Origin of the sequence: Bradyrhizobium sp. 215_C5_N1_1 (assembly GCF_052075935.1) — a bacterium.
In the GTDB taxonomy this organism is placed as follows: Bacteria; Pseudomonadota; Alphaproteobacteria; order Rhizobiales; family Xanthobacteraceae; genus Bradyrhizobium; species Bradyrhizobium barranii.
In genome coordinates, this window is sequence record NZ_CP197228.1 from 7,394,773 (window position 1) to 7,419,116 (window position 24,344).

Below are 24,344 nucleotides of genomic sequence, written 5' to 3' on the forward strand. Positions count from 1 at the left end.
TCCCTCGCGACAAACGCGGAACGCGTTTGCGCGGAGATCATGCGCAGGAAATAACATGCGACGCATCGTCTGCCCCGAGCGCGACGACTGGCGGCAGACCGCCGAACAATGCGGCTTCGCCTTCCACACCATCGACGGCGAACGCTATTGGGACGAGAGTGCCTATTACGCCTTCACGCTCGACGAGATCGAGTGCGGCATCGAGACGCCGACAGCCGAGATCGACGCGATGTGCCTGGAGCTTGCCGGCCGCGTGATCGGTGACGAGCGCTATCTGCGACGCTTGAAGATTCCGGAGGCGTTCTGGAGCTTGATCGCCGAGAGCTGGAAGCGCGACGATCGCAGCCTCTATGGCCGGCTCGATCTGAAGTTCGACGGACAGTCGCCTGCAAAGCTGCTCGAATACAACGCGGATACGCCGACCTCGATCTTCGAGGCTGCGGTGTTTCAATGGACCTGGCTCGAACAGGCGATCGAACGCCGCATCATTCCGGCGCGCGCCGACCAGTTCAACTCCATCCACGAGCGGCTGATCGCGGCGTGGAAGGAGATTGCCGCAGGCCGCCATGTCCATCTCACCGGCACCACCGGCAACGAGGAAGACGCCGGCACGCTCGCTTATCTCGAGGACACCGCGCGCCAGGCGGGGCTCTCGACCAGGATGCTCGACATCGAGGAGATCGGCTGGCGCGACGAGCCTGGCGGCTTCGTCGATCTCGACGACGGCGACATCGCGTTCGCCTTCAAGCTCTATCCCTGGGAATGGATGTTCCACGACGCCTTCGGCGCCAAGCTGATGAGCGCGCCGACACGCTGGATCGAGCCGCCGTGGAAGGCGGTGCTCTCCAACAAGGGCATTTTGCCGCTGCTCTGGGAGATGTTTCCGAACCATCCCAATCTGCTGCCGGCCTTCTTCGAGGACGACGCGCGGGCAGCCGAGCTCGGCAGTTCCTACGTCCGCAAGCCGCTGTTGTCGCGCGAAGGCGCCAATGTCACGCTGGTGTCCGGAGGCATGCCGCTCGACGAGCAGGCAGGACCTTACGGCGCAGAAGGCTTCGTGCGGCAGGCATTGTCACCGCTGCCGAATTTCTCAGGCTTCTACGTTGTGGTGGGAAGCTGGCTGGTGAACCACGAGCCGTGCGGCCTGTCGATCCGCGAGGACGAGAGCCCGATCACGGGAAACCGCTCGCGGCTTCTGCCGCACGCGATTTTGTGAAATGCGCTCGCGACCTCATCGGAACGGGACGCGAGCGCAGAGACTTGCGTGCTTACTCAGGGTGTCTTGACGATGAATCTCCCGTCGTAGAGGCCCGCGCCCTTGAAGCCGGCTTGCGCACTTTCGAAGCCGCCCGTGCCCGTCGCGTTTGCATACGCCCCGGTGCCCGACAGGATTGTGTATTCGCCTTTCGCCCGACCATCCTTGATCGCGCCGGCGTAGCGCGCCGTGATCGAGGATCCGTCGTCGAAGGTGTAGGTGCTGTAGCCGTAGATGGGTCCTGAGCCCTTGATCAGGTCGGCGGAGTGGACGAAGTCCTTCACCGCAACGCGGCCGTCCTTGAAGAAGGCAACGCCAAACATTTTGCCAGACATGACCGTCTGACCTTCGACGTTCGCGACCTCGGTGACCTTTAAGTCCATCGGCTTGGTGACAAGCTTGAATTCGAGGACCTGCTCGCCAGCGAGAGCAGTGGCGGGCAACGAAAGCGCCGCCAACAAGAAATACGAGGCACAAGACATTCGCATGGTATGTCCTCCTCAGTACAATTCATGATGGAATGGAATCCCGCCTCGGTTCGGCGGGACCATCGCCAGCATAGCACAACCGTCAGATGCTGATCAGGGCCGCGATTGCATTGCATCGCGGCACGAGCTCTATTGCGCGGTAGTCGAGTAATCCGCAATGCTCAAACGCGTGTGAAGCGTCACGCACTCTGACGGAACGATATCCGCCAGTTGTTGCCGATCATTCGCGACGACGGCGTTCAGTGAGATTGCCTGTCGTTCGGCGAATCACCTCGCCGCGGCGACCTTCAGCGGCTGCGGCATCAATCCGCCCATCGGACGGCCGGAGCGCGCGGGGTTGAGCTGATAGAGACCGCGGCGCTCGGTGATCGGGCGGAACGCGTCGGTGATGCCGACGACGGATTCGGCGGCGCCAAGCAGCAGCGTGCCGTCGGCTTCCAGTCCCTTCGCCATGCGCTCGAAGATCACGGCCTTGGTGTCCTGGTCGAAATAGATCAGCACGTTGCGGCAGAAGATCACGTCGAACGTGCCGAGATGGGAGAAGTCCTGCAACAGATTGAGCTGGCGGAACTGCACCATCGCGCGAATGTCGGCATTGAGCTGCCAGAGCTCGCCGACTTGCGTGAAGTATTTCATCAGGTGCTGGATCGGCAGGCCGCGCTGCACCTCGAACTGGCTGTAGATGCCAGCCCTGGATTTCTCCAGCACCTCCTGCGACAGATCGGTGGCGACGATCTCGATGCGCCAGCCGGCGAAGGCCGCGCCCATCTCCTTCACGCACATCGCGATCGAATAGGGCTCCTGCCCGGTCGACGAGGCCGCCGACCAGATGCGGAGCGACCTGCGCGCCGCGCGCGCCTGGAGCAGGCCCGGCAGGATGGTTTCGCGCAGATGATCGAACGGGATCTTGTCGCGGTAGAAGAAGGTCTCGTTGGTGGTCATCGCTTCGACCACGTCGGTCGCAAGCCGGCCGTCGCCGTTCCTGATCTTCAACACGAGATCGGGAATGCCGGGCAAGCTCGCCTTGCGGGCAAGCGGCAGCAGCCGGCTCTCGACGAGATACTGCTTGTCGGCGGAGAGATCGAGGCCGGAGCGCTCTTTCAGGAACTTGCGCAGATATTCGTAGTCGACCGGCGTCACGAGCGGTCTCCCGCGAACAGGCGGTTGACCTTGGCGCCGATCTGGTTGAGCGGCAGGATCGCCGCGCAGATGCCGGCATTGGCCGCCGCGCCCGGCATGCCCCAGACCACACTGGAGGCTTCGTCCTGCGCGATCACGTTGCCGCCGGCGGCGACGATGTCCTTGCCGCCGCGCATGCCGTCCGAGCCCATGCCGGTCAGGATCACCGAGAGGATGTTACCGTGCCAGATGTCGATGGCGGAGGTGAACAACGGATCGACCGCGGGCTTGCAGAAATTGACGGCAGGACCGTCGTCGAGCGCGATCGCCGCGTCCGCGCCACTGCGCACGACACGCATGTGCTTGCCGCCGGGCGCGAGGTAGATCCGTCCCGGCTTCACCGGCTCGCCGTCGACCGCCTCGGCCGCCGGCTTGCGGCTCGCGCGCGCCAGGTGCTCGGCGAGAATGGTGGTGAAGGTCGGCGGCATGTGCTGGGTGATCAGCACGGGGAAGCGGTCGATCACCGGGCCGAGCTCGGTGACGAGCGCCATCAGCGCCTGCGGACCGCCGGTCGAGGAGCCGATCAGCAGCACCTTCGGTGCGTGGGCCGAGAACGGGCGCGTGGACAGCGCCCCCGACGACGGCGCATGCAGAGCCGGTACGGGCGCGGCGGGCCGCACGACAGCCGGTGCACGTGCAGCCGGCGCCGGGGTCGCGGGCGCCAGCGGCGGGCTCGCGACTGCGGGCCTGCGGCGCAGCCGCGCGCCGAGGTGACGGATCTTCTGGATCAAATCGTGATGAAAGATGTCCGCGGCCGACGCTTCGCGCGTCGACTCCGGCTTCGGAATGTAGTCCGCCGCACCGAGCGACAGCGCCTTGAAGCTGATCTCCGCGTTACGGCGGGTCAGCGTCGAGGCCATGATGATGACGAGATCGCGCTTCTTCGCCAGCAGTTGCGGCAGCGCCGAGATGCCGTCGAGCTCGGGCATTTCGATGTCGAGCACCGCAACGTCGGGATTGATGCGTTCGAGCTGGTTGACCGCCTCGAGCCCGGTGCGCAGCGAGGCCGCGACCTCCATGTCATGCTCGGCACCGATCCAGCGCGAGATCAGACCGCGTATGACGACCGAGTCGTCGACGACCATCACCCGCAGCGGCCCGGCGTCGCGCGACGGACCCGTGGTCGAATTACCTGCGAACGCAACACTCATTACTCACCAACTCAGACTGAAACGGTTCAGTTGAAACAATCGCCGAAGGATCCGTTCAGCCTCCGGATGTTCGCTCAGATAAGTCCGACTTCCTGAAATTTCGCCGTCACGATGTCCTTGTCGAAGGGCTTCATGATGTATTCGTTGGCGCCGGCGTGCAGCGCACGGGCGATGTGCGCGACGTCGTTCTCGGTGGTGCAGAACACCACCTTGGGCTGGTCACCGCCGGGCATCCGCCGGAGATGGCCAAGGAATTCGTAGCCGTCCATGACCGGCATGTTCCAGTCGAGCAGCACGGCATCGGGCAAGCCGCGCTTGCAGGCCTCCAGTGCCTTCTCACCGTCCTCGGCTTCGAGAATCTGGAAGTCGAGGCCCTCCAGGATCCGGCGCGCAACCTTGCGGATGACGCTGGAATCATCAACGACGAGACAAGTGCGCATGTGAACCTCTGCTTCCTACCCCCTTGTGGGGGTACTTCCATTGCGAGTCCGTCGGCGGCGATGCCGCCGTATCAGGCCGCCATCATCTCGGGCGCGAGCTCGAGGACGCGATCGACGTCGAGGACGACCATGAGCTGGCCGTCGAGGCGGTGGACGCCGCCGGCGAGCTTGGCCATGCGGGGATCGAGGTTGACGGGGTTCTCTTCCATGCCGGCCTCGGCAAGCCGCAGCACCTCGCCGATCTGGTCGATCAGGAGGCCGTAGGATTCACCGCGCAGGTCGACGCCGACCGCCATCGGGGCCTTGCCGTCCTCGGGCTTGGGCAGGCCGAGCCGGGCGCGCATGTCGACCACGGTGACGATGCGGCCGCGCAGGTTCAGCACCCCCGCGATCTCGCGCGAGGACAAGGGAACGCGGGTGACGCGCTCGGGCATGAACACGTCCTGGACCCGGGAGATCGGCAGGCCGAACAGCTGGCCGCCGATCATCGCGGTGACGTATTCGACCATGGCGCCTTCGCCGATCTGCGTCTTCTTGTTGCTCATAGCGGTATCTCCTGATCCCCAGTGCCGTTACGCCGCTGCCCGGCTCAGCTCGGAGGCGCCGGCGGCGCCCGCGGTCTGTTCCTTCAGCGCCGCGATCAGACCGGGACGGTCGAACTTGGCGACATAGTCGTGGAAGCCGGCCTGACGGCCGCGCTCGATCGCCGCCGGCGACACCAGCGCGGACAGGCCGATGATCGGCATCGCGCCCAGATTGGTGTCGGAGCGGATCACTTCGGCGAACTCGAACCCGTTCATGTCGGGCATCTCGATGTCGGTCAGGACCACGTCGAAGCTCTGCGCACGCAGCGCAGCCAGGCCCTCCTGCGCGGTCGGCGCGGTGCGGACGCGGTAGCCGGCCGCCTTCAGCACGGGTGCCAGCATGTTGCGGAAGAACGCCGAGTCGTCGACCAGCAACACCGACTGCGAGTGCTGCGACGGCTTCATCTCCTTGCGGGTGAACCAGTCGGCGAACGCCATCGGCAGGAAGTGGCCGACGTCGATCACTTCGGTGGCCTGGCCCTTGATCACGGCCGAGCCGAGGATGCCGGAGGCGGAGCCGCCGACCTCGATGTTGAGCCGTTCCTCGACGATGTCGATGATCTCGTCGACGACGAGGCCCATGGAGCGGCCGTCGTCCGCAAACACCAGGATCGGCTGGGCGCCCTGGCTGGCGATGGTGACGCTCTCCATGGCGACGAGCGGCATCAGCTGCTCGCGGTACTGCACCATGTAGCGGCCGTTGCTGAACTCGATCTTGTCGGCCGGCAGCTCCTCCAGGCGGGTGACGAGCCCGAGCGGGACCGCCTTGGGCTGGCTGGAGCCAGCGCGGAAGACGAGCAGCGAGGTGGTCTGCTCGCCCGATCCGATGTGATGCGCGCCGTTCTCGTCGCCCATGTCATGGGCCGAGGAGCCGGCAGCACCCAGCGCCTTGGCAATGCCGTTGGGATCGATGATCATGATGACAGCGCCATCGCCCAGAATGGTGTTGCCGGAGAACATGTCGATGTGACGCAACTTCGTCGACATCGGCTTCACGACGATCTCTTCGGTGTGGAACACGCCGTCGACGACGATGCCAAAGGTCTGGCTGCCGACTTGCGTGACCACGATAAAGCCGTTCTCGGGATCGCTGGCGGCGCCGTCGTCGATCTTCAAGAGCTTCTTGAGGTGGATCAGCGGCAAGAGCTTGTTGCGCAACCTGAGGACAGCGGTGTCCTTGATGCGCTCGATGCGGTGCTCGCTGTTGGCCCGCGCACGGACGAGCTCGACCACCGAGAGCTGCGGGATCGCGAAGCGGTCGCCGGCGGCTTCGACGATCAGCGCCGAGACGATGGCCAAGGTCAGCGGGATCTTGATGGTGACGGAGGAACCCTCGCCGGCCACCGACTTGATGTCGATGGTGCCGCCGATCTGGTCGATATTGGTGCGCACCACGTCCATGCCGACGCCGCGGCCGGAGACCGAGGTGATGGCGGCCGCGGTGGAGAAGCCGGGCGCGAAGATGAACTTGTGGATCTGGGCTTCGCTCATCTTCTCGAGCTCGGCCTCGGTGACGAGACCGGAGGAGATCGCCTTGGCCTTGATCCTCTCGGTGTTGAGGCCTCTTCCGTTGTCGGCGATGCAGATGATGATGTGGCCGCCCTCGTGATAGGCGGACAGGCGGATGGTGCCCTGCTCGCCCTTACCGGACGCGAGCCGCTCGGCGGGGGTCTCCAGGCCGTGGTCGGCGGAGTTGCGCACCATGTGGGTGAGCGGGTCCTTGATCAAATCGAGCACCTGGCGGTCGAGCTCGGTGTCGGCGCCGTGCATCTCCAGCTCGATCTGCTTGCCGAGTTCGCTCGACAGGTCCCGGACGATGCGGGGCAGCTTCTGCCAGGCATTGCCGATCGGCTGCATGCGCGTCTTCATGACGCCTTCCTGCAGCTCGGCGGTGACGTTGGACAGGCGCTGCAACGGCACCTTGAACTCGGTGTCCTCGTTGCGGCGGGAGATCTCCAGCAGCTGGTTGCGGGTCAGGACCAGCTCGGAGACCATGGTCATCAGATGCTCCAGCGTATCCACGTTGACGCGGATCGACTGGTTGGCGATGCGGTCGCCCTCGGCGGCGCCCTCGTCGGCCATCGACTTCTTCGGCGCGACCTTTTCCTTGGCCGGCTTCGCAGCTTCCTTGGCGGCGGGCGCCGGAGCTTCAGCAGCCGGCGCGGGCTCGGCCTTGACGACGGGGGCCGGCGCTTCGATCGCGGTCTCGCGGAAGGCGCGCTCGAGCTCGTCGAGCGAGACTTCGCCCGGACGCAACGGGCGCTCCAGGGTCTGATCGATCAGCGAGCCCTGCGTCATCTCCTTTGCGGGCGCAGGCGCAGCAGCAACAGGGGCTTCAGGCGCCAGTGGCGGAGATTCGGCGACAGGAGCAGCGGCCCCAGCGGCCATTGCCGCCATGCCCTGCTCGACCATCGCTTCCAGCTTGTCGATGAGATCGCGGTCGGTGCCCTCGGGCTCGGCTTCGGTCGCCTCGAGGCCGGCAAGGATCTCCTTGATGCGGTCGATCGAGGACAGGATCACCGTGACGGCCTGTCCCGTCACCGGCATGCCGTCGCGGAATTTGCCCATCAGCGTCTCGCCGGCATGTGCCAGCGCTTCAAGCCGCGGCAGTCCGAGGAAACCGCACGTGCCCTTGATGGTGTGGACCAGGCGGAAGATGTTATCCAGGATCTTGGCGTTGTTCGGCTCCTGCTCGAACTTCACCAACTGATTGTCGACGGTGTCCAGGCTCTCGCTGGTCTCCGTCAAAAACTCCCGCAACAGATCATCCATGAAAACAGGCCTTCATACAGGGAGGGCGCGCACGACTTGTGATGCGCCATTTCGGAATGGGGCCAGCTTCACCGCAAAGCGTTTAATAATGGTTGAGTATGTGCAAAAGAACGGAACCAACAAAGAGATAAGGCGCTCCGGACAAGCCGAAGCGCCTCGTAAAGATTCGATTAACGTTTGAGGGCCGCGGCGCGCCTACGACGCGGTGATGGTGATGGCTTCGCCCTCGTGCGCGAGCCGCACGGTGAGCCCGCAAGCCTCTGCCAACAGCCGCGTATAATAAGGCTGGATCGCGTGCGCATCCGCGGCCGGGCCGCGCTCCCCGCTCAGGAGTTCGGAGATGTTCTGCGGCAGGCGCGCATTATGACCGGTCGCGGTGACCCGGAAGCTCATGGTCTCGCCGTCACCGATCGGATCGATCGTCAGCATGCCGCCGCGCGGGATCGTGTGCTGGGAAACAACCAGCATATTGAGCAGCAGCTTGACGCGATTCTTCGGCAGCAAGAGCCGCGGCAGATTCCACGTGATCGAGCACTTGCCGTCCTCGATATGGCCGCGCGCCATGGTCTGGGCGTCGCCGAGGTCGATCTGCGCGCCGGACGAGCCGGCCGCGCCGAAGGCCAGGCGACAGAACTGGAGGCGGGCGGAGGCGGTTTTCGCGCTCTTGCGGATCAAATCGAGCGCGAACTCGCGATCCTCGGGCTTGGGATCGTCGTCGAGCACTTCGAGCCCATTGACGATGGCGCCGACAGGGCTGATGAGATCGTGGCAGACCCGCGAGCACAGGAGCGCGGCGAGTTCGAGCGCATCTGGAGCGGTAGCGGTACCGGGTGACGAAGCGTCAGACATAAAGGGTTCCTGGAATTGCACGGCGCGGACGCGGCGAATCACGCATGCTTGACGAATGCCGCAGGTTCTAACATTCGCAAGCCCGTGGCAGCTAGCTTGCGATCGGCTCGAAGCGGCCCTAAAGCCGCAGCGAATCAGTCGAGTAGGATGGAATTGCCGATGAATGAGGCATGCAGGTGAAGCGGATCATCGACGGCCCGGCCGCCTCCCACCTGATGGAGCCGCTCACTGCGCTGGTGGTGAAGGCGGGCGAAGCGATTCTCGCGGTCAACCGCGCAGCGATGCGGGTCGACGGCAAGCAGGACGGCTCGCCGGTCACCGAGGCCGATCTCGCCGCCGACCGCATCATCGCCGACGGCCTGGCGCAGCTTGCGGGCGACGTGCCGACGCTGTCGGAAGAGCGGACCCAGCTCGCCTCGCCGCCATTCCGCGACAGCTTCTTCCTGATCGACCCGCTCGACGGCACCAAGGAGTTCGTCGCCGGCCGCGACGAGTTCACCGTCAACCTCGCCCTTGTGACCGAAGGCGTGCCGTTGCTGGGCATCGTAGCCGCGCCCGCGCTCGGTCTGCTCTGGCGCGGCATCGTCGGCCGCGGCGCCGAGCGCGTCAGTTTTGACGGCACGAGCATCGGTGCTGCCGAACTGGTCCGCACCCGCACGCTGCCGACGCAGGGCGAGCCCTGGATCGCGGCGGTGAGCCGTTCCCATGGCGACCTCAGAAGCGAGGCGTTCATCGACGGCCGGCCCAATGCGGTCAGGAAGACGGTCGGCTCGGCGGTGAAATTCGGCCGGATCGCGGAGGGCAGCGCCGACATCTATCCCCGCTTCGGACCCACTTGCGAATGGGATGTCGGGGCGGGCTGCGCGGTCGTAACGGCGGCCGGCGGCAAGGTCACCGACGGCAAGGGTGGCGAGCTCCGATTCGGCCAGCGCGGCGACACCGGCTTCATTATCCCGGAATTCATCGCCTGGGGCGATCCGCAGGCGGCGGACCGCTACTGACTGAGCTGTTCCTGGAGCGCCGGCCAGCGCTTGCGCACCTCATAGAGGAAGCGCTCCGGGTCGGCGGCGAAGGCATCGCGGTTGGCCTCCCGGCTGAACAGATAGAGCCGCTGCGCCGAAATCACGTAGAAGCGGGGATTGGCGGCGACGGCGACGCCGCGGGCGATGTCGGCCGGATCGTAGCCGCCGAACTGCGGTCCATAGATCTCGGGATGGGCCAGGAAGGACGCCCGGTTGCCCTCGTTGCGGAAACGCCAGACCGCGCCCCAGAGGTTCGCCTCGAACTCGGCCGTCCCCTGCACGGCCGCGCCATCGACGAAATAGGATACTGGGTCGAACCCCTCGATCGCCACGCCGCTGAAGCGGTTGACGACGATCCGCTCGGTGGTGGCGGCCTCGGCCGGCAAACCTGCGCAAGCGATCCAAATGCCGGCCAGCAGGCAGACCAGAAAGCGGATCAAGGCGATTCCGGGGCGCAAAGGGCTATCTTCCTGCCGTTGTGCCGTCATAGTTGCTGCGGATAACATCCGAGTCGAGGGGACATCCGGCGCAACCTAGAGCCGTGCCTGTTGGCGTCAGGTTAAGGAAGCGGCGGGATTCGATACCAGGGGTTCTTTTATGACTTTCGCATCACGCCTTGCTGCGGTCGCGCTTGCCGCGCTGGTCGGCTGGATCGTCCCGGCCTCCGCCCAGCAGCCGCCGCCGCCCAATTTGCCGCCGCCGCAGCGGAGCCCGTCACCCAGCACCTATGGGCCGGACGAGCTCGTGACCGCCGGCCACCGCTTCTTCGGCAACGTCTCGCGCGGGCTCGCCTCGATCATCGAGAAGGCCGTCAGCCAGTGGGGCCTGCCCAACGGCTATATCCTGGGTGAGGAAGGGTCCGGCGCCTTCGTTGCCGGCCTGCGCTACGGCGAAGGCACGCTCTACACCAAGAACGCCGGCGACCTGCGCGTCTATTGGCAGGGCCCCTCGCTCGGCTTCGACTGGGGCGGCGACGGCGCGCGCACCATGACGCTGGTCTATAACCTGCCCGCCACCAACGCGATCTACCAGCGCTTCGCCGGCATCGACGGCTCGGCCTATATCATCGGCGGCTTCGGCATGACGGCGCTCACCGCCAACAACATCGTGCTGGTGCCGATCCGCTCGGGCCTTGGGCTGCGGCTGGGCGCCAATATCGGCTATTTGAAATTCACCCCGCGCGCGACCTGGAACCCGTTCTAAAGCGCGATCGCGCTTTAGATTGTTGTTCGAGCATGATCTTTCCGGAAAACCGTTGCGCACTTTGCGCTGACGCGGCCCTTCGGGTCCGGATCATGCTCTAGGGCTCCCTCCTCCGGTCCGATTCCGGATTCACGTTAACAACAGGGCGGGGCTGGCTTTTTGCCGGCCCGCCATGCATTGTCTTTGGTAAATTTTTCCTTGCTTTCGGAGTTCTGGCCCCATGGTCGAACCGATCATGTACCTGGCGATCGGCTTCCTGCTCTCGATGCTGTGCGGGCTTGCCATCGTGCCGCTGGTGCATAACCGCGCGGTCCGCCTGACCACGCGCCGGCTCGAGGCCGCGACGCCTCTGTCGATGGCCGAGATCCAGGCCGACAAGGACCAGCTCCGGGCCGAATTCGCCATGTCGGCGCGGCGGCTCGAGATGAGCGTCGACCAGCTCAAGAACAAGACCACGAGCCAGCTCGCCGAGCTCGGCAAGAAGAGCGACGCTATCAACCGCATGAAGATCGAGCTCGGCGAGAAGAACGCCACGATCTTCGCGCTGGAGGCGCGCGAGAAGGCGGTGAAGGAACAGCTCCGCGCCACCGAAGAGGAATTCAGCGCCAAGACCGAGGCCCTGCGCGCCGCCGAGAATGCGCTGACCGACAAGCAGGGCGAGCTCGCAAAAATTAATTCCGAGCTGTCCGACCGCTCGATGATGGCGGAGAGCCGGCAGGTCGAGCTGGTCGCGGTGCGCGCGCAGATAGAGAACTTGAAGAATCGCGTCGGCGACGCCGAGAAGGAATTTGCCGCCACGCAGGCGCGGCTGACGCAGGAGCGGACCGAATCCGAGACCGCCTCCCGCGAGCTCGGCGATGCGCGCGGCCGTGTCGAGAATCTGAGCCAGCGCGTCACCGAGCTCGATCGCCAGCTGATCGTGCAGGTGAAAGAGGCCGAGATGCTGTCGGGCCGCGTCGCCGATCTCGAAGGCCGCCTCGCCACGCAGGGCAAGCTGCTCGCCGAGCGCGACTACGAGAACAACCAGCTCCGCCAGGCCAACGAGGGCAATGATCGCATCATCAAGGAGCTGCGCGTCGAGATCGCCGGCTTGAGCGGCGGCAAGTCGTCGGCGGCGTTCGAATCGCTCCGCGCGGAAAAGACCGCGCTGGAGGAGCAGCTGCGCACCGCGCGCGACGAGCGCGCCAAGCTCCAGCGCGACATCAATGCGATCCAGCAGCAGGCGGAGAGTTCCTGGGCGACCGAGCGCATGGAGAATGCGCTGCTGCGCGAGCGCATCAACGACATCGCAGCTGAAGTTGCAAAACTCGCGATGCAGCTCGAAGGCCCGAACTCGCCGATCGAGGCGCTGCTGGCGGCCGAGGCCGGCCAGCCCCCGAAACCGGCGCCGCGCCCGGCCAATGACGCCGCTGGCAATGGCGCGGCCGCAATCACCCTGCCCGAGGGCGGCGGAACGCTCGCCGAGCGCATCCGCGCGCTGCAGGCCCACGCCTCCCGCGCCCGCCAGCAGGGCGCATAAGCGGCCCAAACCACGGTTTCGCCTGCGATTGCGTGATTGACGGAAGGTTTTCCGGCTTCGAGGCGCCTGGAAACTTGACACCTTTGGCCCGCACTTCTAAATCGCGGGCTCCGATGTGCCGGCCGGCCGAAAGTCCGGCCGTCGGCATGATGGTCCCGGGCGCATAGCTCAGCGGGAGAGCGTTCCCTTCACACGGGAGAGGTCCAAGGTTCGATCCCTTGTGCGCCCACCATCCATCTTCCTGAACCCTCTGCCGGTTGCGAACGATCACCCAGGCCTGACGGCTGTCGGGGCCGTCTGATCAAAAATGTCGAAAACAACCCCATGCACAGTAGCCGGCATCAGTCGGATCAATGGGTTGCGCATTTTCCGAATTTCGATTGACGCGTCGGGCAAAACACCGGCATGATGGCATCATCCAAGGAGAGGCCCGCACCACCGAGCGACTAGCCCGCCTTGACACGCGAGAGGTCCATGGTTCGATCCCATGTGCGCCCACCATTGATCCTAGATTTCAAGAGTCGCTGAAAGCTCCCTTGCGAGGCGTGCGAACGTCCGCTTTGCCAAAAGCGGTCATTCACCCGAGGTCGGCTTTTGACCCAAAGCGGACATGCCGACCTCGGTCATCGCAATAAGCTGGGTTGGAGCTATCCTATTCACAGAACCTCGAGGACTATCATCTTTCGGTGGTCTTTGCGGGACAGGCGACTGGGACGTACATCGATATCGGCGCAGGGGCATCCGGTAGCTGAACTGTGCTTCGGAAGCTGGTAGCAGCGCAACCGCGCTTCAGACCCGTCCGTTGACCGGCAGCAGCGCGCCGGTAACGGCGCTGGCGGCGTCACTCGCCAGGAAGAGGATGACATCGGCGAGTTCCTTTGGCGCGACCCATTTGGAAGAATCGGCCTTCGGCATGCTGGCGCGGTTTGCCGCGGTATCGATGATCGAGGGCAGCACCGCATTGACGGTGATCTTGCCTTTCAACTCGGCAGCTAGTGACTCCGTCAGCTTATGCACGCCGGCCTTCGACGCCGCATAAGGACCCATGCCGGGGCCGGCCTGCAGTGCGCCCGTCGCACCGATATTGACGATGCGGGCCGCCCGCGAGTTGAGAAGATGCGGGATCGCTGCGCGCGAAGCATTCAGCGCGGTCTCGACATTGAGAGCATGCATGCGCTGCCAAACCTTGGGATCGCCGTCGGCAATGGTCTCGAAGGCAAATCCGCCAGCAATATTGATTAGCGCGTCGATCGCGCCAAAATGCGCGGCGGCGGCATCGATCGCCTCTTTCGCCTGTGCCGCATCGGTCAGGTCGATGCGGCCGAATTCGATCCGCTGGGCTGTTGCGGCGAACTGCGACTCAGCATGATCGATACCGGCGACTCGCGCGCCGCGCGAAAGGGCTTCCTCGGTGACCACCTTGCCAAGCGCGCCCAGCGCGCCGGTGATGATAAAGACGTTACCCTTCATGGCGGTCTCCGTGCGAATGAGAATGAATCGACGCCGCAATCACTATGGTCAGCAGAGCTTCAAAATGTGCGCCGCCCTGGCTGAGATCGACCGCGACGATACCGGGATAAAATGCCGACGACGCCCGGCATCCGCCCAGGCTTGCGGCGCATATCATTGGCGCCGATCTGCCACAGTCACGCATCACGTCTTCCACTTGATCATCGTCCGCAGGATGCTCATTGGGCGGCCGGCGTAGGGCGGCTGAAATAGCATTTGGATCGGCGAGAGAGGACCTTGATAGAAGACCGGGCGCAATTTTGAAAAGGTGTTGAACCCCTCGCGCGCGTGGTAATGGCCCATACCGCTCGCACCGATCCCACCGAATGGCAGGTCGTGCTGGCCGACGTGCAGGAGAGCTTCATTGACCGATACGCCACCCGACATCACCCGCGAGATGTAGAAGTCGCGCAGCTCGGCATCGGAGGTGAATGGATAGATTGCCAACGGTCGGTCGTGACTATTGATATAGTCGGCGACCTCCTGCCGATCTGTATAGGTCTTGATCGGCAGGATCGGGCCAAAGATCTCGCGCTGCATGACAATCATGTCGTCCGTCGGATTTAGCACGAGATGCGGTGGAAATTTGCGCTGCTTCGTGTCCGGAATCTGCCGTTCCGCAAGATTGACCAGGACTGCACCCTTTGTACGGGCATCCTCCAGGGTCGCCTGCAGCCGCGTGAACGACGGTTCATCGATGATCGACGTGTAGTCTTGACCGTTGATGTCCGGGAAGCGCTCGGCAAACAGCTTGCGGCAATGATGGACGAACTCGTCCTCACTCCCTTTGGGCAGAAACATGTAGTCGACATTCGTACAGATCTGACCGGCATTGAACATCTTCACCCAGAGAATGCGCTCTGCCGCTGTCTTGACCGGGAAGTCAGGCCCAACAATTGCAGGTGCCTTGCCGCCCAATTCAAGCGTGACAGGGGTGAGGTTGCGGGCCGCGTTTGCCATGACTGCGCGACCAGTCGCGCCGGATCCCGTGAACAGCAGATGGTCGAAGGGCAATGACGAGAATGCGGGTCCTCGTCCGCCGCCATCCTCGAAAAAGGCAAGCTTCTCGAGCGGGAAATACTTTGGCGAGACACGGATCAGGACCTCGGCGAGCGCTCTTGAATTTTCCGACATCTTGACCATCGCACGATTGCCGGCGGCCAGAATTGCGGCGAGCGGGCAGAAGCTGAGGTTAAGCGGGAAATTCCAGGGAACGATGACCCCGACGACGCCGAGCGGCTGTGGGATGACGCGGTTGCGCGCGAGCGGGTAGGTCATGAAGTCGACGTGCCTGCGCTGCGGTTTCATCCACTTTTTCAGGTTCTTTCTGGCGTCGGCGATTGTTTCCAGGACAACGAAATATTCGGCGAACAGGGTCTCGAATTCAGACCGGTTGCCGTAGTCGGCGTTGATCGCTGCGACCAGCTCGTCCTTGTTGTCCTTCAGGAGTTGCCCGAGGGCCTTCAGGTCAGCAATGCGCTGATCGTAGGATGGCTCGGGCGCCGCCAAATAGGCCGCCCGCTGCGCGGCGAAGCAGGACTGCAGTTCGGCGGGAATGTCGACGGAACGGAAATTGACAGGCACGTTCATGATGTTCGCTTTCTCTGGGTTTCGCGTGTCCTCCAGGTGGATAACCAGGGCACGCGCTGACCGTGACCGTGTCAACTCCAAGTCAGTGCATGCTTGCGCTCGCATGGACGGAGCCCGGCCTCTCATCCATGATCCGCTTGATGGCGCGAGCGCAGCAGCCGCACTGGGCGCAGCATCCGAGGCAGGCATACACCTCGCTCATGCGGGGCCGTCGCGCTTCTTTTATGACCACTGAGCGCACCTGGTGGTCGCTGAACACATTGCAAGAACAGACGATCATCGCCTTCTCCTAACCAATACCAATGAGTCGGATGAAGACCGCCACAAGCGCGGTGCTCCAGCCGCAAGCACGATGGTTTCCGCTCGGCTCATCTCGGTGTGGCCAAGAGGCCGCTCGCGGACCAGATGGTTACCCATTCCAGCTCCTTCCGAGGCATCGCGAACGCTTGCTGCGGCGCCTCGACGCTACCCGCGTTCAGGTGGCCTTCTGCTTAGCTTCGGTCTGCAGGTCTGCTTCGGTGAAGCCACGGCCGCCGGGGCGGAGCGCCGAATGTTCGCGCTTTGAGTGGACGAGCGGGTAGAACATCTGCGTCGTCCAGCGCTCCGGGCCAAACAGGATGTCGTCCTGCAGGCCGACCTTGGCGGGATATTTGCGTGTGATATGCGCCGTGCCGAACAGCACGTCCCAGAAGAACAGCAGGTTGCCGAAGTTGCCCTTGTAGTGGCCAATGCCATCTTCGTTGGTGAGCGCATGGTGCGCCTGGTGCGTGGCCGGCGTGGAGATGGTGCGCTCCAGCACCCACATCAGCGGATGCAGCGCGCGGATGCGGTACAGCGGCGCATCCCACGCCCAAGCGCAGTGCGCGCCCAGGATGACCGCCAACTTGATCACCAGGTACGCCGCATAGACTGGGCCGAAACCCAGGTACACCGCCACGCCGCCGATCCACAGGCCCGGCATCATCAGGTAGTAAAAGAAGTTGTTGCGGTAGGTAATGCGCACGCTCATGTAGGCCGCGCTGTGATGCGCGCGGTGCAGCGGCCACAGCAACGGCGTGTGCGAGGCGCGGTGCCAGAGGTACTGCGTGAGGTCATCGCCGATGAGCAGCAGTCCGGCCATCGCCCACCATGGCAGGTTGGCCCAGGCGTCGTGCTGCGTCGGCATGAGCCAGCTGCACAACGCGTTGCTGCCCAGCAGTGCGATAGGCTGGGTGATGGCGATCAGGCTGACGAACATCAGCACTTCAAGCCAGGCGTCGTTGGCTGTCGCGTTGCCGCGCACGGTGGCTTGATACCGCCGGGTGACGAACTCCATGGCGGCAAAGCCTAGGATGCAGGCGCCAATTAAGAGGTACTGCAATTGCGAGCTCATATGGGACGTCTCCTGCCGCTCTCATGTTTTGAATTGTGGAACGGTCTAAGGGGTGTCGCCATATTGCGTCCAATGCATAATATTCATCGTCTTGATGCATGGAGAGCAATGCCGTGAATCTGCGCCGCCTGAATCACGTTGTCGCCCTTGCCGACACTCTGCACTTCGCCCGCGCCGCCGCAGCCGCCCACCTGAGCCAGCCGGCCTTCAGCCGCAGCATCCAGGCCATCGAGAACGACCTGGGTATCCGCCTGTTCGACCGCGACGTTGGTGATGTCCGCCCCACCCGTGCCGGGGAATTCGTCATTGAGCGGGCGCGCAAGCTGCTGTTCGAGGCGCGTTGCCTGCAGCGCGACGTGGATCTTTACCGCGACAGCCAGCTCGGCGACACGGCCTTCGGCGTCGGGCCGCTGCTAACGGCCACCCTGATGCCACGCGCGCTTGTGGCGTTGCGCCGCCAGCACCCGCAGGTGGCGCTGCGCATGGAGGTCGGCAACTGGGCGCAGTTGCTGGAGAGCTTGCGTACCGAAAGCATCGAGTTCTTTGCCGCCGATGTCCGTGACATGCCTGGGGATGCCGCGCTGGACATCCAGTTGATCGGGGGGCAGCAGGCCGGCCTGTATGTGCGGGCAGGACATCCGCTGGCCGGGCGCGAGCACATGCTGCAGGACGTCTGGGCGTACGGTCTCGCCGCACCGAAGTTGCTGAGCCCCTCAAAGGTGGAGCTCGCCGCCCTGCTGGGCCTGCCTGCGGGCCAGGAGGCCGCCATTGCGCTCGAGTGCGACAACTACGGCCTGCTCAAGACGGTCGCGCTCACCACGGATACTGTTCTGGGTGCGACGAACGCGGCGGTACGGGGGGAGCTGGAATCCGGCGCGCTTGTCCGGCTTGTCGTACATGGCTGGCAGTCGCCGCCGTCAAGCACGGGCATCGTGTGTTTGCGAGGGAGAACCTCGTCGCCGGCAGCCAAGGCAACCGTAGCAGCGATTGTGCGGGCAGCGGCCGAGATCAACGTCTAGGCGCCTTGTCGCACTCGACGCATCGTCCGGTGCGGATTACCGGCCTGTCCATATGACGACTGTTTCGAAGTGATCGACCAGACGCCGGAGTCTGCTTGTGGCCCTTAGCCGACCTCGCTAATTTCCCAAATGTCCGCTTTGCCCTCGCAAGCAGAATCAGGCAGCCGACCGACATGGGCCAGATTCGGACATCGCAGCACAATGGGCATCTTGATCAACTCGAAAAACCGCTGCAGCAGGTCGCGACGACCACGATAGCAGTCGGGGCTCGCTCTGGCCGGCAACCTCGATCATGCGAACGTTAGGGACCGAGCGGCGTGAGGGCGCTGCGCAGTGGCGCGCTGGAAATCTGCATCAAACCCGCAAATGGCTGACCCAGCTCCAGGACCAGGTAGATCGCCCCGGCGGCCGACAGTGCAAAAACGAACAGCGAGCCGAAAACGGTTGCGCTGGGCTTGGCAAACAGGCCGAAGCTTCCAAAGATGATGGTGAGCCAGAAAATCAGCACCACCAGGAACGGCATAGGGATCGAGTTGTTCGTCTGTGCGAACAGCAACAGGCGGGTTTGCGCAATGTCGGTGGCGATCTGTATGGCCCTGGCTTGCAGGGAGCGCTGGGAATCGTTCTGCGGCGAAAGCTCCTGAAGCTTCGCAAAGAATGCTTCGCTTACGGCGCTGGCCTCGAAGGGGTTCGCCTTGGCAACCTCGGAACTTTTCTCGCGCCACATTCGATCGGCTAAAACAACGATGGCGCGCCGCAACAGATTGCGTTCGTCATTCGCCTCCGGTCCGTACTGCGCCAGCAGATTGTCGAGCAGGACAACATTACTCGTCATCTGCGTGACTTGAGTGCTCTGCGTGTCGTAGGAGCCCTTCGCCGAGGCGATCAGCAGACCGAGGACAAGCGCGGCTATCGTCCCGATGAGGCCCGTGCCCAGCCTGACCACATCCTTGTCATCCGTGCTCAAGTGATGCCCAGGAAGGAACATACCGAGCAGGGCACCGCCTGAGATGCATAGAAACGTGATGCACGATAGCGCGATTGCATTCATGATTCACCACTGTGTTGCGAGGCGTGTCGTGACTTAGCGCTGTGTCGCCTTCGCCGCGGAGGCAACTGCGGGTCCCTTGGCGATCAATGTGCGTCGGTCGTGAATCAAGCTCTCCAGCCGGTGGGCTGCCACGTTCAATGTGGCATCATCCACCGCGCTCTCGTCTCCAGCAGCGGATTTGGCGAGCTCCGCCTTTAGAATGCGGTCGATTTCGTCTTCGATATCCGAAAGTTCAGCCTCTGTATCGACTTTCCGAATCCGGCGCGCCAGGGCGTAGAGAGAATCGAGCGGGCCTTCGGCTGCGCGGCTGCCGAGGCCCAGGAATTTCCACGCCGCCGCAAGCATGGTGGCAGCGCCACCCAGTACCATCGGCGTCAAATAGATCCAGTTGCCGTACTCATCCATGAAGCTTTGCGTGGTGCTGTTGTAGACGGCTGCGGCGCCAGGGTGCAGCGGAAGGTAGGCATCCTGGTCGGTGCTGGGCGCGGTGATCTGCGCGAAAATCGGCTGCTCACGCAGAAGATTCCTGCGCGCGCTCATGATCGCCTCCGTGAGGTCGGTTACCAGATCAGTGCCAAGCTTCTTTTGCGCAACCAGATATAGCGAGGTCCTCAGAGTCGTCAGGTCATCTTCCGGGACCGGCGGCGATCCCCGCAGTGTGCCCTTCGGGACGTCGAAGCTTTCAAAAGCGCGCTCATTCTCTGCAATTGCCCCCGCGGACTCGATTGGGATCAGTACCGGGGTCTTTTTACGGTCAAGCTGAAAAAATCCGCGAACGAGCGAGAGGTATTTTTCGGCGAGCGGGATCACGACAAGCAGGGCGCTGACTTGCTTTGACTGAATGGCTTGCCGGACATCCGTCAAAGCAAGGTTCTTGAAGACAACTTTTGCGCCCGCCAGATCGTATCCCTTGGTCAACACATCGACAATTTTGGCGTTCACTGCTCCGCCGACCACGCCGACCGTGCGTCCCTTCAGGTTGGCAATGCTGTCGATGGACGATCCCGGCGGCGCGATGATCAGTACGACCATATGGCTGACGACGACGACGGCTTGCGCCTGCGACAAGTCGCCAACATCGCCGCGAACCACAGCGAGATCGACCTTGCCCGCGGAGAAAGCGGCAGCGGCCTCAAGCGCGGTGCCGCTGTCGATGACCTTGAGCCGGACCGGCGCGTTCGCTGAAACGAACTCGCCTGCCATCGCTGACATTGCCTTGGCCGCCTCGCCGTCGACCGAACCGACCGCCACAGTCAGCGTTACCGGGCGGCTGTAGTACCGATAGGCAAGGAGACCCGCGCCTGCCGCAAAGGCGACGACGCCGACGAGCAGGAAAAAGCGAAGCCACAGCGGCAATTTCATCGACATCATGCTCGCCACCTGTGTGGGTTCGCCACGTCCCTGCCGCTGTATTTCTGCACACCTGCGATGCCCGCAAACGTCCGCGGCCAGAATAGCTGCCAGCCGCCGCTCTACGTGCTCGCTGCTACGGCAGATGAGGACGTTGATCTATATCAAGCTCACCCACCGCTGAAGGTCTACGGGAAACGGCCGGCAAATCGGGCTGTTTGCGCGCCCTATGCGGCGGCTCATTCCCTCTCCTCGATCAGGGGTGATCATCATGCAATCCTCTTGGCCTAACGAGCCCAGTCGTCGCCTGGTTCTAGGCGCACTCGCAGCAGTGCCCGCATTCTCCGTGCCACTCGTTGCCGGTGCCCAGACACAAACAACGCCCGCGCAAGCACCGCTTCCCGCAGCCGGTTTTTCATTCGCTGCGGTCGGCGATACCCGACCGATGATGTACCTCCCGTTGAAAGAGGGACAACCGGACCTCAGCAAGTTCTTCGTCGAGATGTTCGGATTGGTCATGCCGGAAAAGGTCGCCGAGGCCGTCGTAGCGAAGGATGTGAAGATGATCTTCGATCCGGTCACAAAGGACCTGGTCAAGGTCGTCATGCCGTTCGCATCCAAGACGGAAGTGATGACCCTGACGGTAGATAAGGGTTGGGTCACTGAGGCATCCGTTGAAGACGTGAAACTGCTTCCCGGAGTGCATCGAACCATGTTCCGGCTTCAGGGCGGCGAATGGGTGACGCGCGAAATTGTCAAGGACGTTCAATCCGGTCGCGCCAAATTCGTGGTCAATAGCGGTGACGCTGTGTGGTGGGGCAATCAGGGCTTGACCGTGAGTGACAGCCCATACTGGAAGCGCGTGAACGAAACAATGTTGAAGAAGCTACCCGCGCCGGATGACGAGATGCGCGCGGCCGGTCTGGATGGGCGCTTTTTCATGAGTGTGGGTAATCATGAGGTGTGGGCCGACCCAAAGATTGAGGGCGTACTTTCGGCTGTGCCGTATCTGAAAAAATTCGGCGTCACGCCGGAAAACCTCATCTACAAATTCGACTTCAAGGGCACCCGCTTCATCTATCTCTGGAGTGGCAAGTACGATTACCGTTCGCCGTCGCTGTGGGACGCTGATCGGCCAAAATATGCCGAGCAGATGACCCAGCTTCAAAAGTGGATGGACGAGGCGAAGGCCAACGGCATTCGGAAGGCGTTTATCGTCTTCCACTATCCCGTGTTTGCGCGGTCAGGCTTAGGCCCGATCCCGGCTCCCGATAACCCGCACAAGGTGATTGCGTCGTATGCCAAGGACATGGAGGTGATCGTGTTGAACGGGCACGTCCACACCACGGAAATCTACGATGTAGATGGGGTAAAGTATCTGATGTTGGGCGGTGGGGGCGCAGAACAAGACCCAATCCTGCCGGGGCGAACCAGCATCAAGGTGCCCGCCGACTATCCGCGGGACCTTTACTGGAAGGGCCAGCCTCCGCAAGAGGAGTACAACTACGTGCTGGTGGACGTTGAACCCGGCCAGAAGACTAAGTTCACCCTCAATCGCTTCCGGCCGTGGTCGGCGGAGCCATTCGGGACTGAGGAACTCTTCACGTGACAGCAAGCGGGCAATAGGCCGGGAGTGAGGTTCTGGCGACAGTACTCCTGATTATTCACGGCTTGGTCGCCGTTGCACTGCTTGGCGCGATTACGCACCAGACCTTGGCGACGTGGGCGACTGTGGGAACGCGCCCCAGTTCGTTTTTCGGCCGCTTTCGCTCCGTGCCATCGGCCCGGTTCGCCGACGCCGTCGTCGTCTTGTATGCCATCTCCATCCTGCTCGGTGGGATCATCTATCTGTATTTTCGCGTCGACATCAGGCCAGAGTTAGAGCGCGCCGGTCATTGGCCAGCCCTGGGCTTCTTCGACCTCAAGGAGCACTTCGCCGCTATCGGTTTTGCGTTGCTACCAGCCTACTGGGTTTGCTGGCGACGGCCGCGTGCCGACGAGCCTGCTCAGACGCGCACGATGCTCACCTCGATCCTCGCCTTTGTCATCTGGTGGGGCTTCCTAACTGGCCACGTCGTAAACAACATCAGGGGTTTCGGCGCATGACGTTATCGGCTGCGTTCCGCCGCTTTGCATTCGCGTTCGGGACGACATTTGGCTTCCTCTACGTGGTTGCACTCGCAAAGGACCTTGCTCTTTTCACCGTTTTCCCGTCGCTCGGCATCGTGCTGGCGGGCACGCATCATTCGCGAGACGTTGCTGACCCTGCGATGGGATTTCTAGCTCCAGCGATGTACTGGTACGGGTGGGCCGCGACGGCCGCGCTCGGGGCACTGATCGTCGCCCTCGTTGCTGCGTCGTTACCCGGACGTTCAGTGCGAAACTTCTGGTCGGGATGGGTGTGGGTAATTCCCATCCTCTCGATGATCGCTTGCGTCTATCTCACCCTGCCTTGGTTTAGGCTCTGACTTGGGTGCTTCCGCACATGGATCATGACCGACCAAGCTCAAAGCGGGCTCTCTGGTCGGAAAACCGCTTCGCGCTCTTCCGGATCAAGCTTCAAGCAGCCCGATCCGGCCGCAAGGCCGCGTAGAGACCGACGAGGGTTCCGATGGCGACCAGGCCTGCCGCCAGCAGCACCTGCAATTCCCCATCATCGGTGGCGCCTGCGGACGACACCAGCCTGGTCACGACGACGAACAGAATGCCCACGGAGGCTGCTGCACCCACACTGAGATAAGCGAGCTCTCGCGTCAGGTTCCGGCCGAGAAGTCCGAGTGCCGTGAAATACATCGCGCAAGCGTTGGGATGAACGAACAAGGCAACGCGCGCGTACGGACCATAGGAGTCGAGAAGGGACTCACATCGGCCCAGTGCCGCTTTTGAGGCAACCCGTTGCAACATCGGTCTGAAAAAGCGAGCCTGTCCGTAACTCAGAACGGCGCCCACGATGATGGCCGCCCACGCCACGATGAAAACGGAGACATCCGCAGGCTTCGGATTGAGCGCCACGGACATCAGGATGAGGGCGGTTCCGGGAAAATAGCCGAAATACGGAAAGACCGACTCCAGGAGCACGCAAGCGAACATGAAGACCGGAAACCATGCCGAACCGGTCGCATCCTGGACGATGGCGTTCAAGTCGAACAGGTTCGTCTTGTACAGGACGAGGTACATGCACATGGCCAATCCGGCCAGCGCGTAGAACGGCAACGCCCCCGACAAAAACCGTCTCATCCAGCCGCCGCGCTTTGTTTCGCGGACAGGGCGGAGACCTTCGATATCGGGACAAGACGACGGAAACGCATGGCTCATGTTTAGGCGAATGAGATTGCCCCTGTCGATAGCAATCCTCGCCCCAGCTGCGCGGGCCATTCGCCGCATTGAAAATGCTCGCTGATCGGGAAGACGCAGTCGATCACAGACCTAGTGTGACCTCAGCCCAGTGCATCGCGGTGCTGCCGCCCAGAAACTCGATCACGCGGGGCTCGATGGTCTCCGGCCGATCGTGGCCAATGACAGCGGTCGCTGCGATCATGTCGCAACGCTCGTTGTAGACGACCGACACCAGCGTTTTGCCGGGAGCGCCACGTGAGTTGAGCGTGTAGGCGCGGCTGCGACCGTTCATCGACGCAATCCTGATGGGATGGCCGGAACCGCGTGGAGAGACTTCGCCCAGGAGAACGGTATCGCCCATGCGATCGAGATCCTCGTCATCGGCGACGCCCGTCGTGCAATTGCAAAAACCTATCTTGGCACGCAGGTACAGCGTCACCTCGACACCGCAGTCGGAAGCCCTGCAGCGGAACGCCTTTCCCTTGCCCCATTGGTCGATCGAGAAGGGCCACGTCACCTCCTGCCACACCGGCGTGGCGGAATTCGCGGCGGCATGCCGTGGCACATGGAGCCACAAGAGCGATGCCGCCAGCGCGCTTCCCAGCGAGATTGCTGCGACGGCGATGGCGGCTGCCCTTCTCATCATTTCACCGTT

General features: G+C 63.1%; 23 protein-coding genes and 1 tRNA gene. 9 read left to right on the top strand and 15 right to left on the bottom strand.

What is annotated here, in order from left to right; translation table 11 throughout:
- Positions 1–55 precede the first annotated feature (55 nt).
- A complete protein-coding gene (locus tag AB7G19_RS35370) occupies positions 56–1,216 on the top strand; it encodes a glutathionylspermidine synthase family protein (RefSeq protein WP_085403221.1) in 1,161 nt (386 codons plus the stop codon).
- A gap of 56 nt (positions 1,217–1,272) precedes the next feature.
- Here AB7G19_RS35370 and AB7G19_RS35375 read toward each other — a convergent pair whose 3' ends face one another.
- From AB7G19_RS35375 to chpT, 7 genes are all read right to left on the bottom strand, one after another.
- Complete coding sequence (locus tag AB7G19_RS35375) at positions 1,273–1,737, bottom strand: hypothetical protein (protein ID WP_244623260.1); 465 nt, start codon at positions 1,735–1,737, stop codon at positions 1,273–1,275.
- A 273-nt stretch (positions 1,738–2,010) separates the two neighbouring features.
- Positions 2,011–2,883 (bottom strand): CheR family methyltransferase, encoded by an 873-nt coding sequence (locus tag AB7G19_RS35380; RefSeq protein WP_085403220.1) that lies wholly within the window; start codon positions 2,881–2,883, stop codon positions 2,011–2,013.
- Positions 2,880–4,073: a protein-glutamate methylesterase/protein-glutamine glutaminase gene (locus tag AB7G19_RS35385; RefSeq protein ID WP_085403219.1), complete on the bottom strand. Its 1,194-nt coding sequence runs from the start codon at positions 4,071–4,073 to the stop codon at positions 2,880–2,882. Before AB7G19_RS35385 ends, AB7G19_RS35380 begins: the two co-directional genes overlap by 4 nt.
- A 74-nt stretch (positions 4,074–4,147) precedes the next feature.
- Complete coding sequence (locus AB7G19_RS35390; RefSeq protein ID WP_007600538.1) at positions 4,148–4,513, bottom strand: response regulator; 366 nt, start codon at positions 4,511–4,513, stop codon at positions 4,148–4,150.
- Positions 4,514–4,584: 71 nt separating this feature from the next.
- Positions 4,585–5,058, bottom strand: coding sequence for a chemotaxis protein CheW (locus tag AB7G19_RS35395; protein WP_166082010.1), 474 nt, complete (start codon positions 5,056–5,058; stop codon positions 4,585–4,587).
- Positions 5,059–5,085: 27 nt separating this feature from the next.
- Positions 5,086–7,869 (bottom strand): hybrid sensor histidine kinase/response regulator, encoded by a 2,784-nt coding sequence (locus AB7G19_RS35400; RefSeq protein WP_166082008.1) that lies wholly within the window; start codon positions 7,867–7,869, stop codon positions 5,086–5,088.
- Positions 7,870–8,064: 195 nt separating this feature from the next.
- Entirely contained in the window at positions 8,065–8,718 is a 654-nt protein-coding gene (gene chpT, locus AB7G19_RS35405; RefSeq protein WP_063985400.1) for a histidine phosphotransferase ChpT, read from the bottom strand.
- 170 nt (positions 8,719–8,888) lie between these two features.
- On the opposite strand from chpT, the gene AB7G19_RS35410 reads away from it, so the two are divergent.
- The gene (locus AB7G19_RS35410) at positions 8,889–9,719 is read left to right on the top strand and encodes a 3'(2'),5'-bisphosphate nucleotidase CysQ family protein (RefSeq protein ID WP_441268754.1); all 831 of its coding nucleotides are present in this window, start codon (positions 8,889–8,891) and stop codon (positions 9,717–9,719) included.
- Here AB7G19_RS35410 and AB7G19_RS35415 read toward each other — a convergent pair.
- Positions 9,713–10,198 (bottom strand): YHS domain-containing (seleno)protein, encoded by a 486-nt coding sequence (locus tag AB7G19_RS35415; protein WP_085398734.1) that lies wholly within the window; start codon positions 10,196–10,198, stop codon positions 9,713–9,715. The two genes, AB7G19_RS35410 and AB7G19_RS35415, sit on opposite strands and share 7 nt — an antisense overlap.
- Before the next feature lie 139 nt (positions 10,199–10,337).
- On the opposite strand from AB7G19_RS35415, the gene AB7G19_RS35420 reads away from it, so the two are divergent.
- From AB7G19_RS35420 to AB7G19_RS35430, 3 genes are all read left to right on the top strand, one after another.
- The gene (locus AB7G19_RS35420) at positions 10,338–10,943 is read left to right on the top strand and encodes a DUF1134 domain-containing protein (protein WP_028151234.1); all 606 of its coding nucleotides are present in this window, start codon (positions 10,338–10,340) and stop codon (positions 10,941–10,943) included.
- Positions 10,944–11,163: 220 nt separating this feature from the next.
- On the top strand, positions 11,164–12,462 hold the full coding sequence (locus AB7G19_RS35425) for a hypothetical protein (protein ID WP_085398735.1): 1,299 nt from the start codon (positions 11,164–11,166) through the stop codon (positions 12,460–12,462).
- A gap of 157 nt (positions 12,463–12,619) precedes the next feature.
- Positions 12,620–12,694: transfer RNA gene (locus AB7G19_RS35430), tRNA-Val, on the top strand.
- 557 nt (positions 12,695–13,251) lie between these two features.
- Here AB7G19_RS35430 and fabG read toward each other — a convergent pair.
- From fabG to AB7G19_RS35445, 3 genes are all read right to left on the bottom strand, one after another.
- Positions 13,252–13,932 (bottom strand): 3-oxoacyl-ACP reductase FabG, encoded by a 681-nt coding sequence (gene fabG / locus AB7G19_RS35435; RefSeq protein WP_085398751.1) that lies wholly within the window; start codon positions 13,930–13,932, stop codon positions 13,252–13,254.
- A 183-nt stretch (positions 13,933–14,115) separates the two neighbouring features.
- A complete protein-coding gene (locus tag AB7G19_RS35440) occupies positions 14,116–15,561 on the bottom strand; it encodes a coniferyl aldehyde dehydrogenase (protein WP_085398736.1) in 1,446 nt (481 codons plus the stop codon).
- A gap of 475 nt (positions 15,562–16,036) precedes the next feature.
- Entirely contained in the window at positions 16,037–16,933 is an 897-nt protein-coding gene (locus AB7G19_RS35445) for a sterol desaturase family protein (RefSeq protein WP_038388984.1), read from the bottom strand.
- A 113-nt stretch (positions 16,934–17,046) separates the two neighbouring features.
- On the opposite strand from AB7G19_RS35445, the gene AB7G19_RS35450 reads away from it, so the two are divergent.
- Positions 17,047–17,952: a LysR family transcriptional regulator gene (locus AB7G19_RS35450; RefSeq protein WP_085398752.1), complete on the top strand. Its 906-nt coding sequence runs from the start codon at positions 17,047–17,049 to the stop codon at positions 17,950–17,952.
- Positions 17,953–18,253: 301 nt separating this feature from the next.
- On the opposite strand, the gene AB7G19_RS35455 is transcribed toward AB7G19_RS35450, so the two are convergent.
- Positions 18,254–19,003 (bottom strand): bestrophin-like domain, encoded by a 750-nt coding sequence (locus tag AB7G19_RS35455; RefSeq protein ID WP_085398738.1) that lies wholly within the window; start codon positions 19,001–19,003, stop codon positions 18,254–18,256.
- 33 nt (positions 19,004–19,036) lie between these two features.
- Complete coding sequence (locus tag AB7G19_RS35460; RefSeq protein ID WP_085398739.1) at positions 19,037–20,374, bottom strand: TAXI family TRAP transporter solute-binding subunit; 1,338 nt, start codon at positions 20,372–20,374, stop codon at positions 19,037–19,039.
- A gap of 310 nt (positions 20,375–20,684) precedes the next feature.
- Here AB7G19_RS35460 and AB7G19_RS35465 point away from each other — a divergent pair, with 310 nt between their 5' ends.
- The 3 genes from AB7G19_RS35465 to AB7G19_RS35475 all read left to right on the top strand — a co-directional run bounded on the left by AB7G19_RS35465 (position 20,685) and on the right by AB7G19_RS35475 (position 22,821).
- Positions 20,685–21,962: a metallophosphoesterase family protein gene (locus AB7G19_RS35465; protein ID WP_244623211.1), complete on the top strand. Its 1,278-nt coding sequence runs from the start codon at positions 20,685–20,687 to the stop codon at positions 21,960–21,962.
- Between the two features lie 62 nt (positions 21,963–22,024).
- The gene (locus AB7G19_RS35470; protein ID WP_085398740.1) at positions 22,025–22,459 is read left to right on the top strand and encodes a hypothetical protein; all 435 of its coding nucleotides are present in this window, start codon (positions 22,025–22,027) and stop codon (positions 22,457–22,459) included.
- A complete protein-coding gene (locus AB7G19_RS35475) occupies positions 22,456–22,821 on the top strand; it encodes a hypothetical protein (RefSeq protein WP_028151240.1) in 366 nt (121 codons plus the stop codon). Before AB7G19_RS35470 ends, AB7G19_RS35475 begins: the two co-directional genes overlap by 4 nt.
- 91 nt (positions 22,822–22,912) lie before the next feature.
- Here the strand turns inward: AB7G19_RS35475 and AB7G19_RS35480 are convergent, their stop codons facing one another.
- Both AB7G19_RS35480 and AB7G19_RS35485 read right to left on the bottom strand, forming a co-directional pair.
- Entirely contained in the window at positions 22,913–23,590 is a 678-nt protein-coding gene (locus AB7G19_RS35480) for a hypothetical protein (protein WP_085398754.1), read from the bottom strand.
- A gap of 181 nt (positions 23,591–23,771) precedes the next feature.
- Positions 23,772–24,335 carry a hypothetical protein gene (locus AB7G19_RS35485; protein WP_085398741.1) on the bottom strand — a complete coding sequence of 188 codons (564 nt, stop codon included), beginning with the start codon at positions 24,333–24,335 and terminating at the stop codon, positions 23,772–23,774.
- Between the last annotated feature and the right edge of the window lie 9 nt (positions 24,336–24,344).

Bases quoted from the DNA above. Each gene is read 5' to 3' on its own strand.
- AB7G19_RS35445 (WP_038388984.1), bottom strand. From the start codon at position 16,933: ATGAGCTCGCAATTGCAGTACCTCTTAATTGGCGCCTGCATCCTAGGC.
- AB7G19_RS35440 (WP_085398736.1), bottom strand. From the start codon at position 15,561: ATGAACGTGCCTGTCAATTTCCGTTCCGTCGACATTCCCGCCGAACTG.
- AB7G19_RS35420 (WP_028151234.1), top strand. From the start codon at position 10,338: ATGACTTTCGCATCACGCCTTGCTGCGGTCGCGCTTGCCGCGCTGGTC.
- AB7G19_RS35370 (WP_085403221.1), top strand. From the start codon at position 56: ATGCGACGCATCGTCTGCCCCGAGCGCGACGACTGGCGGCAGACCGCC.
- AB7G19_RS35400 (WP_166082008.1), bottom strand. From the start codon at position 7,869: ATGGATGATCTGTTGCGGGAGTTTTTGACGGAGACCAGCGAGAGCCTG.
- AB7G19_RS35460 (WP_085398739.1), bottom strand. From the start codon at position 20,374: ATGATGTCGATGAAATTGCCGCTGTGGCTTCGCTTTTTCCTGCTCGTC.
- AB7G19_RS35485 (WP_085398741.1), bottom strand. From the start codon at position 24,335: ATGATGAGAAGGGCAGCCGCCATCGCCGTCGCAGCAATCTCGCTGGGA.
- AB7G19_RS35410 (WP_441268754.1), top strand. From the start codon at position 8,889: ATGCAGGTGAAGCGGATCATCGACGGCCCGGCCGCCTCCCACCTGATG.
- AB7G19_RS35390 (WP_007600538.1), bottom strand. From the start codon at position 4,513: ATGCGCACTTGTCTCGTCGTTGATGATTCCAGCGTCATCCGCAAGGTT.
- fabG (WP_085398751.1), bottom strand. From the start codon at position 13,932: ATGAAGGGTAACGTCTTTATCATCACCGGCGCGCTGGGCGCGCTTGGC.
- AB7G19_RS35480 (WP_085398754.1), bottom strand. From the start codon at position 23,590: ATGAGACGGTTTTTGTCGGGGGCGTTGCCGTTCTACGCGCTGGCCGGA.
- AB7G19_RS35375 (WP_244623260.1), bottom strand. From the start codon at position 1,737: ATGTCTTGTGCCTCGTATTTCTTGTTGGCGGCGCTTTCGTTGCCCGCC.
- AB7G19_RS35455 (WP_085398738.1), bottom strand. From the start codon at position 19,003: ATGAATGCAATCGCGCTATCGTGCATCACGTTTCTATGCATCTCAGGC.
- AB7G19_RS35385 (WP_085403219.1), bottom strand. From the start codon at position 4,073: ATGAGTGTTGCGTTCGCAGGTAATTCGACCACGGGTCCGTCGCGCGAC.
- AB7G19_RS35475 (WP_028151240.1), top strand. From the start codon at position 22,456: ATGACGTTATCGGCTGCGTTCCGCCGCTTTGCATTCGCGTTCGGGACG.
- AB7G19_RS35395 (WP_166082010.1), bottom strand. From the start codon at position 5,058: ATGAGCAACAAGAAGACGCAGATCGGCGAAGGCGCCATGGTCGAATAC.
- AB7G19_RS35425 (WP_085398735.1), top strand. From the start codon at position 11,164: ATGGTCGAACCGATCATGTACCTGGCGATCGGCTTCCTGCTCTCGATG.
- chpT (WP_063985400.1), bottom strand. From the start codon at position 8,718: ATGTCTGACGCTTCGTCACCCGGTACCGCTACCGCTCCAGATGCGCTC.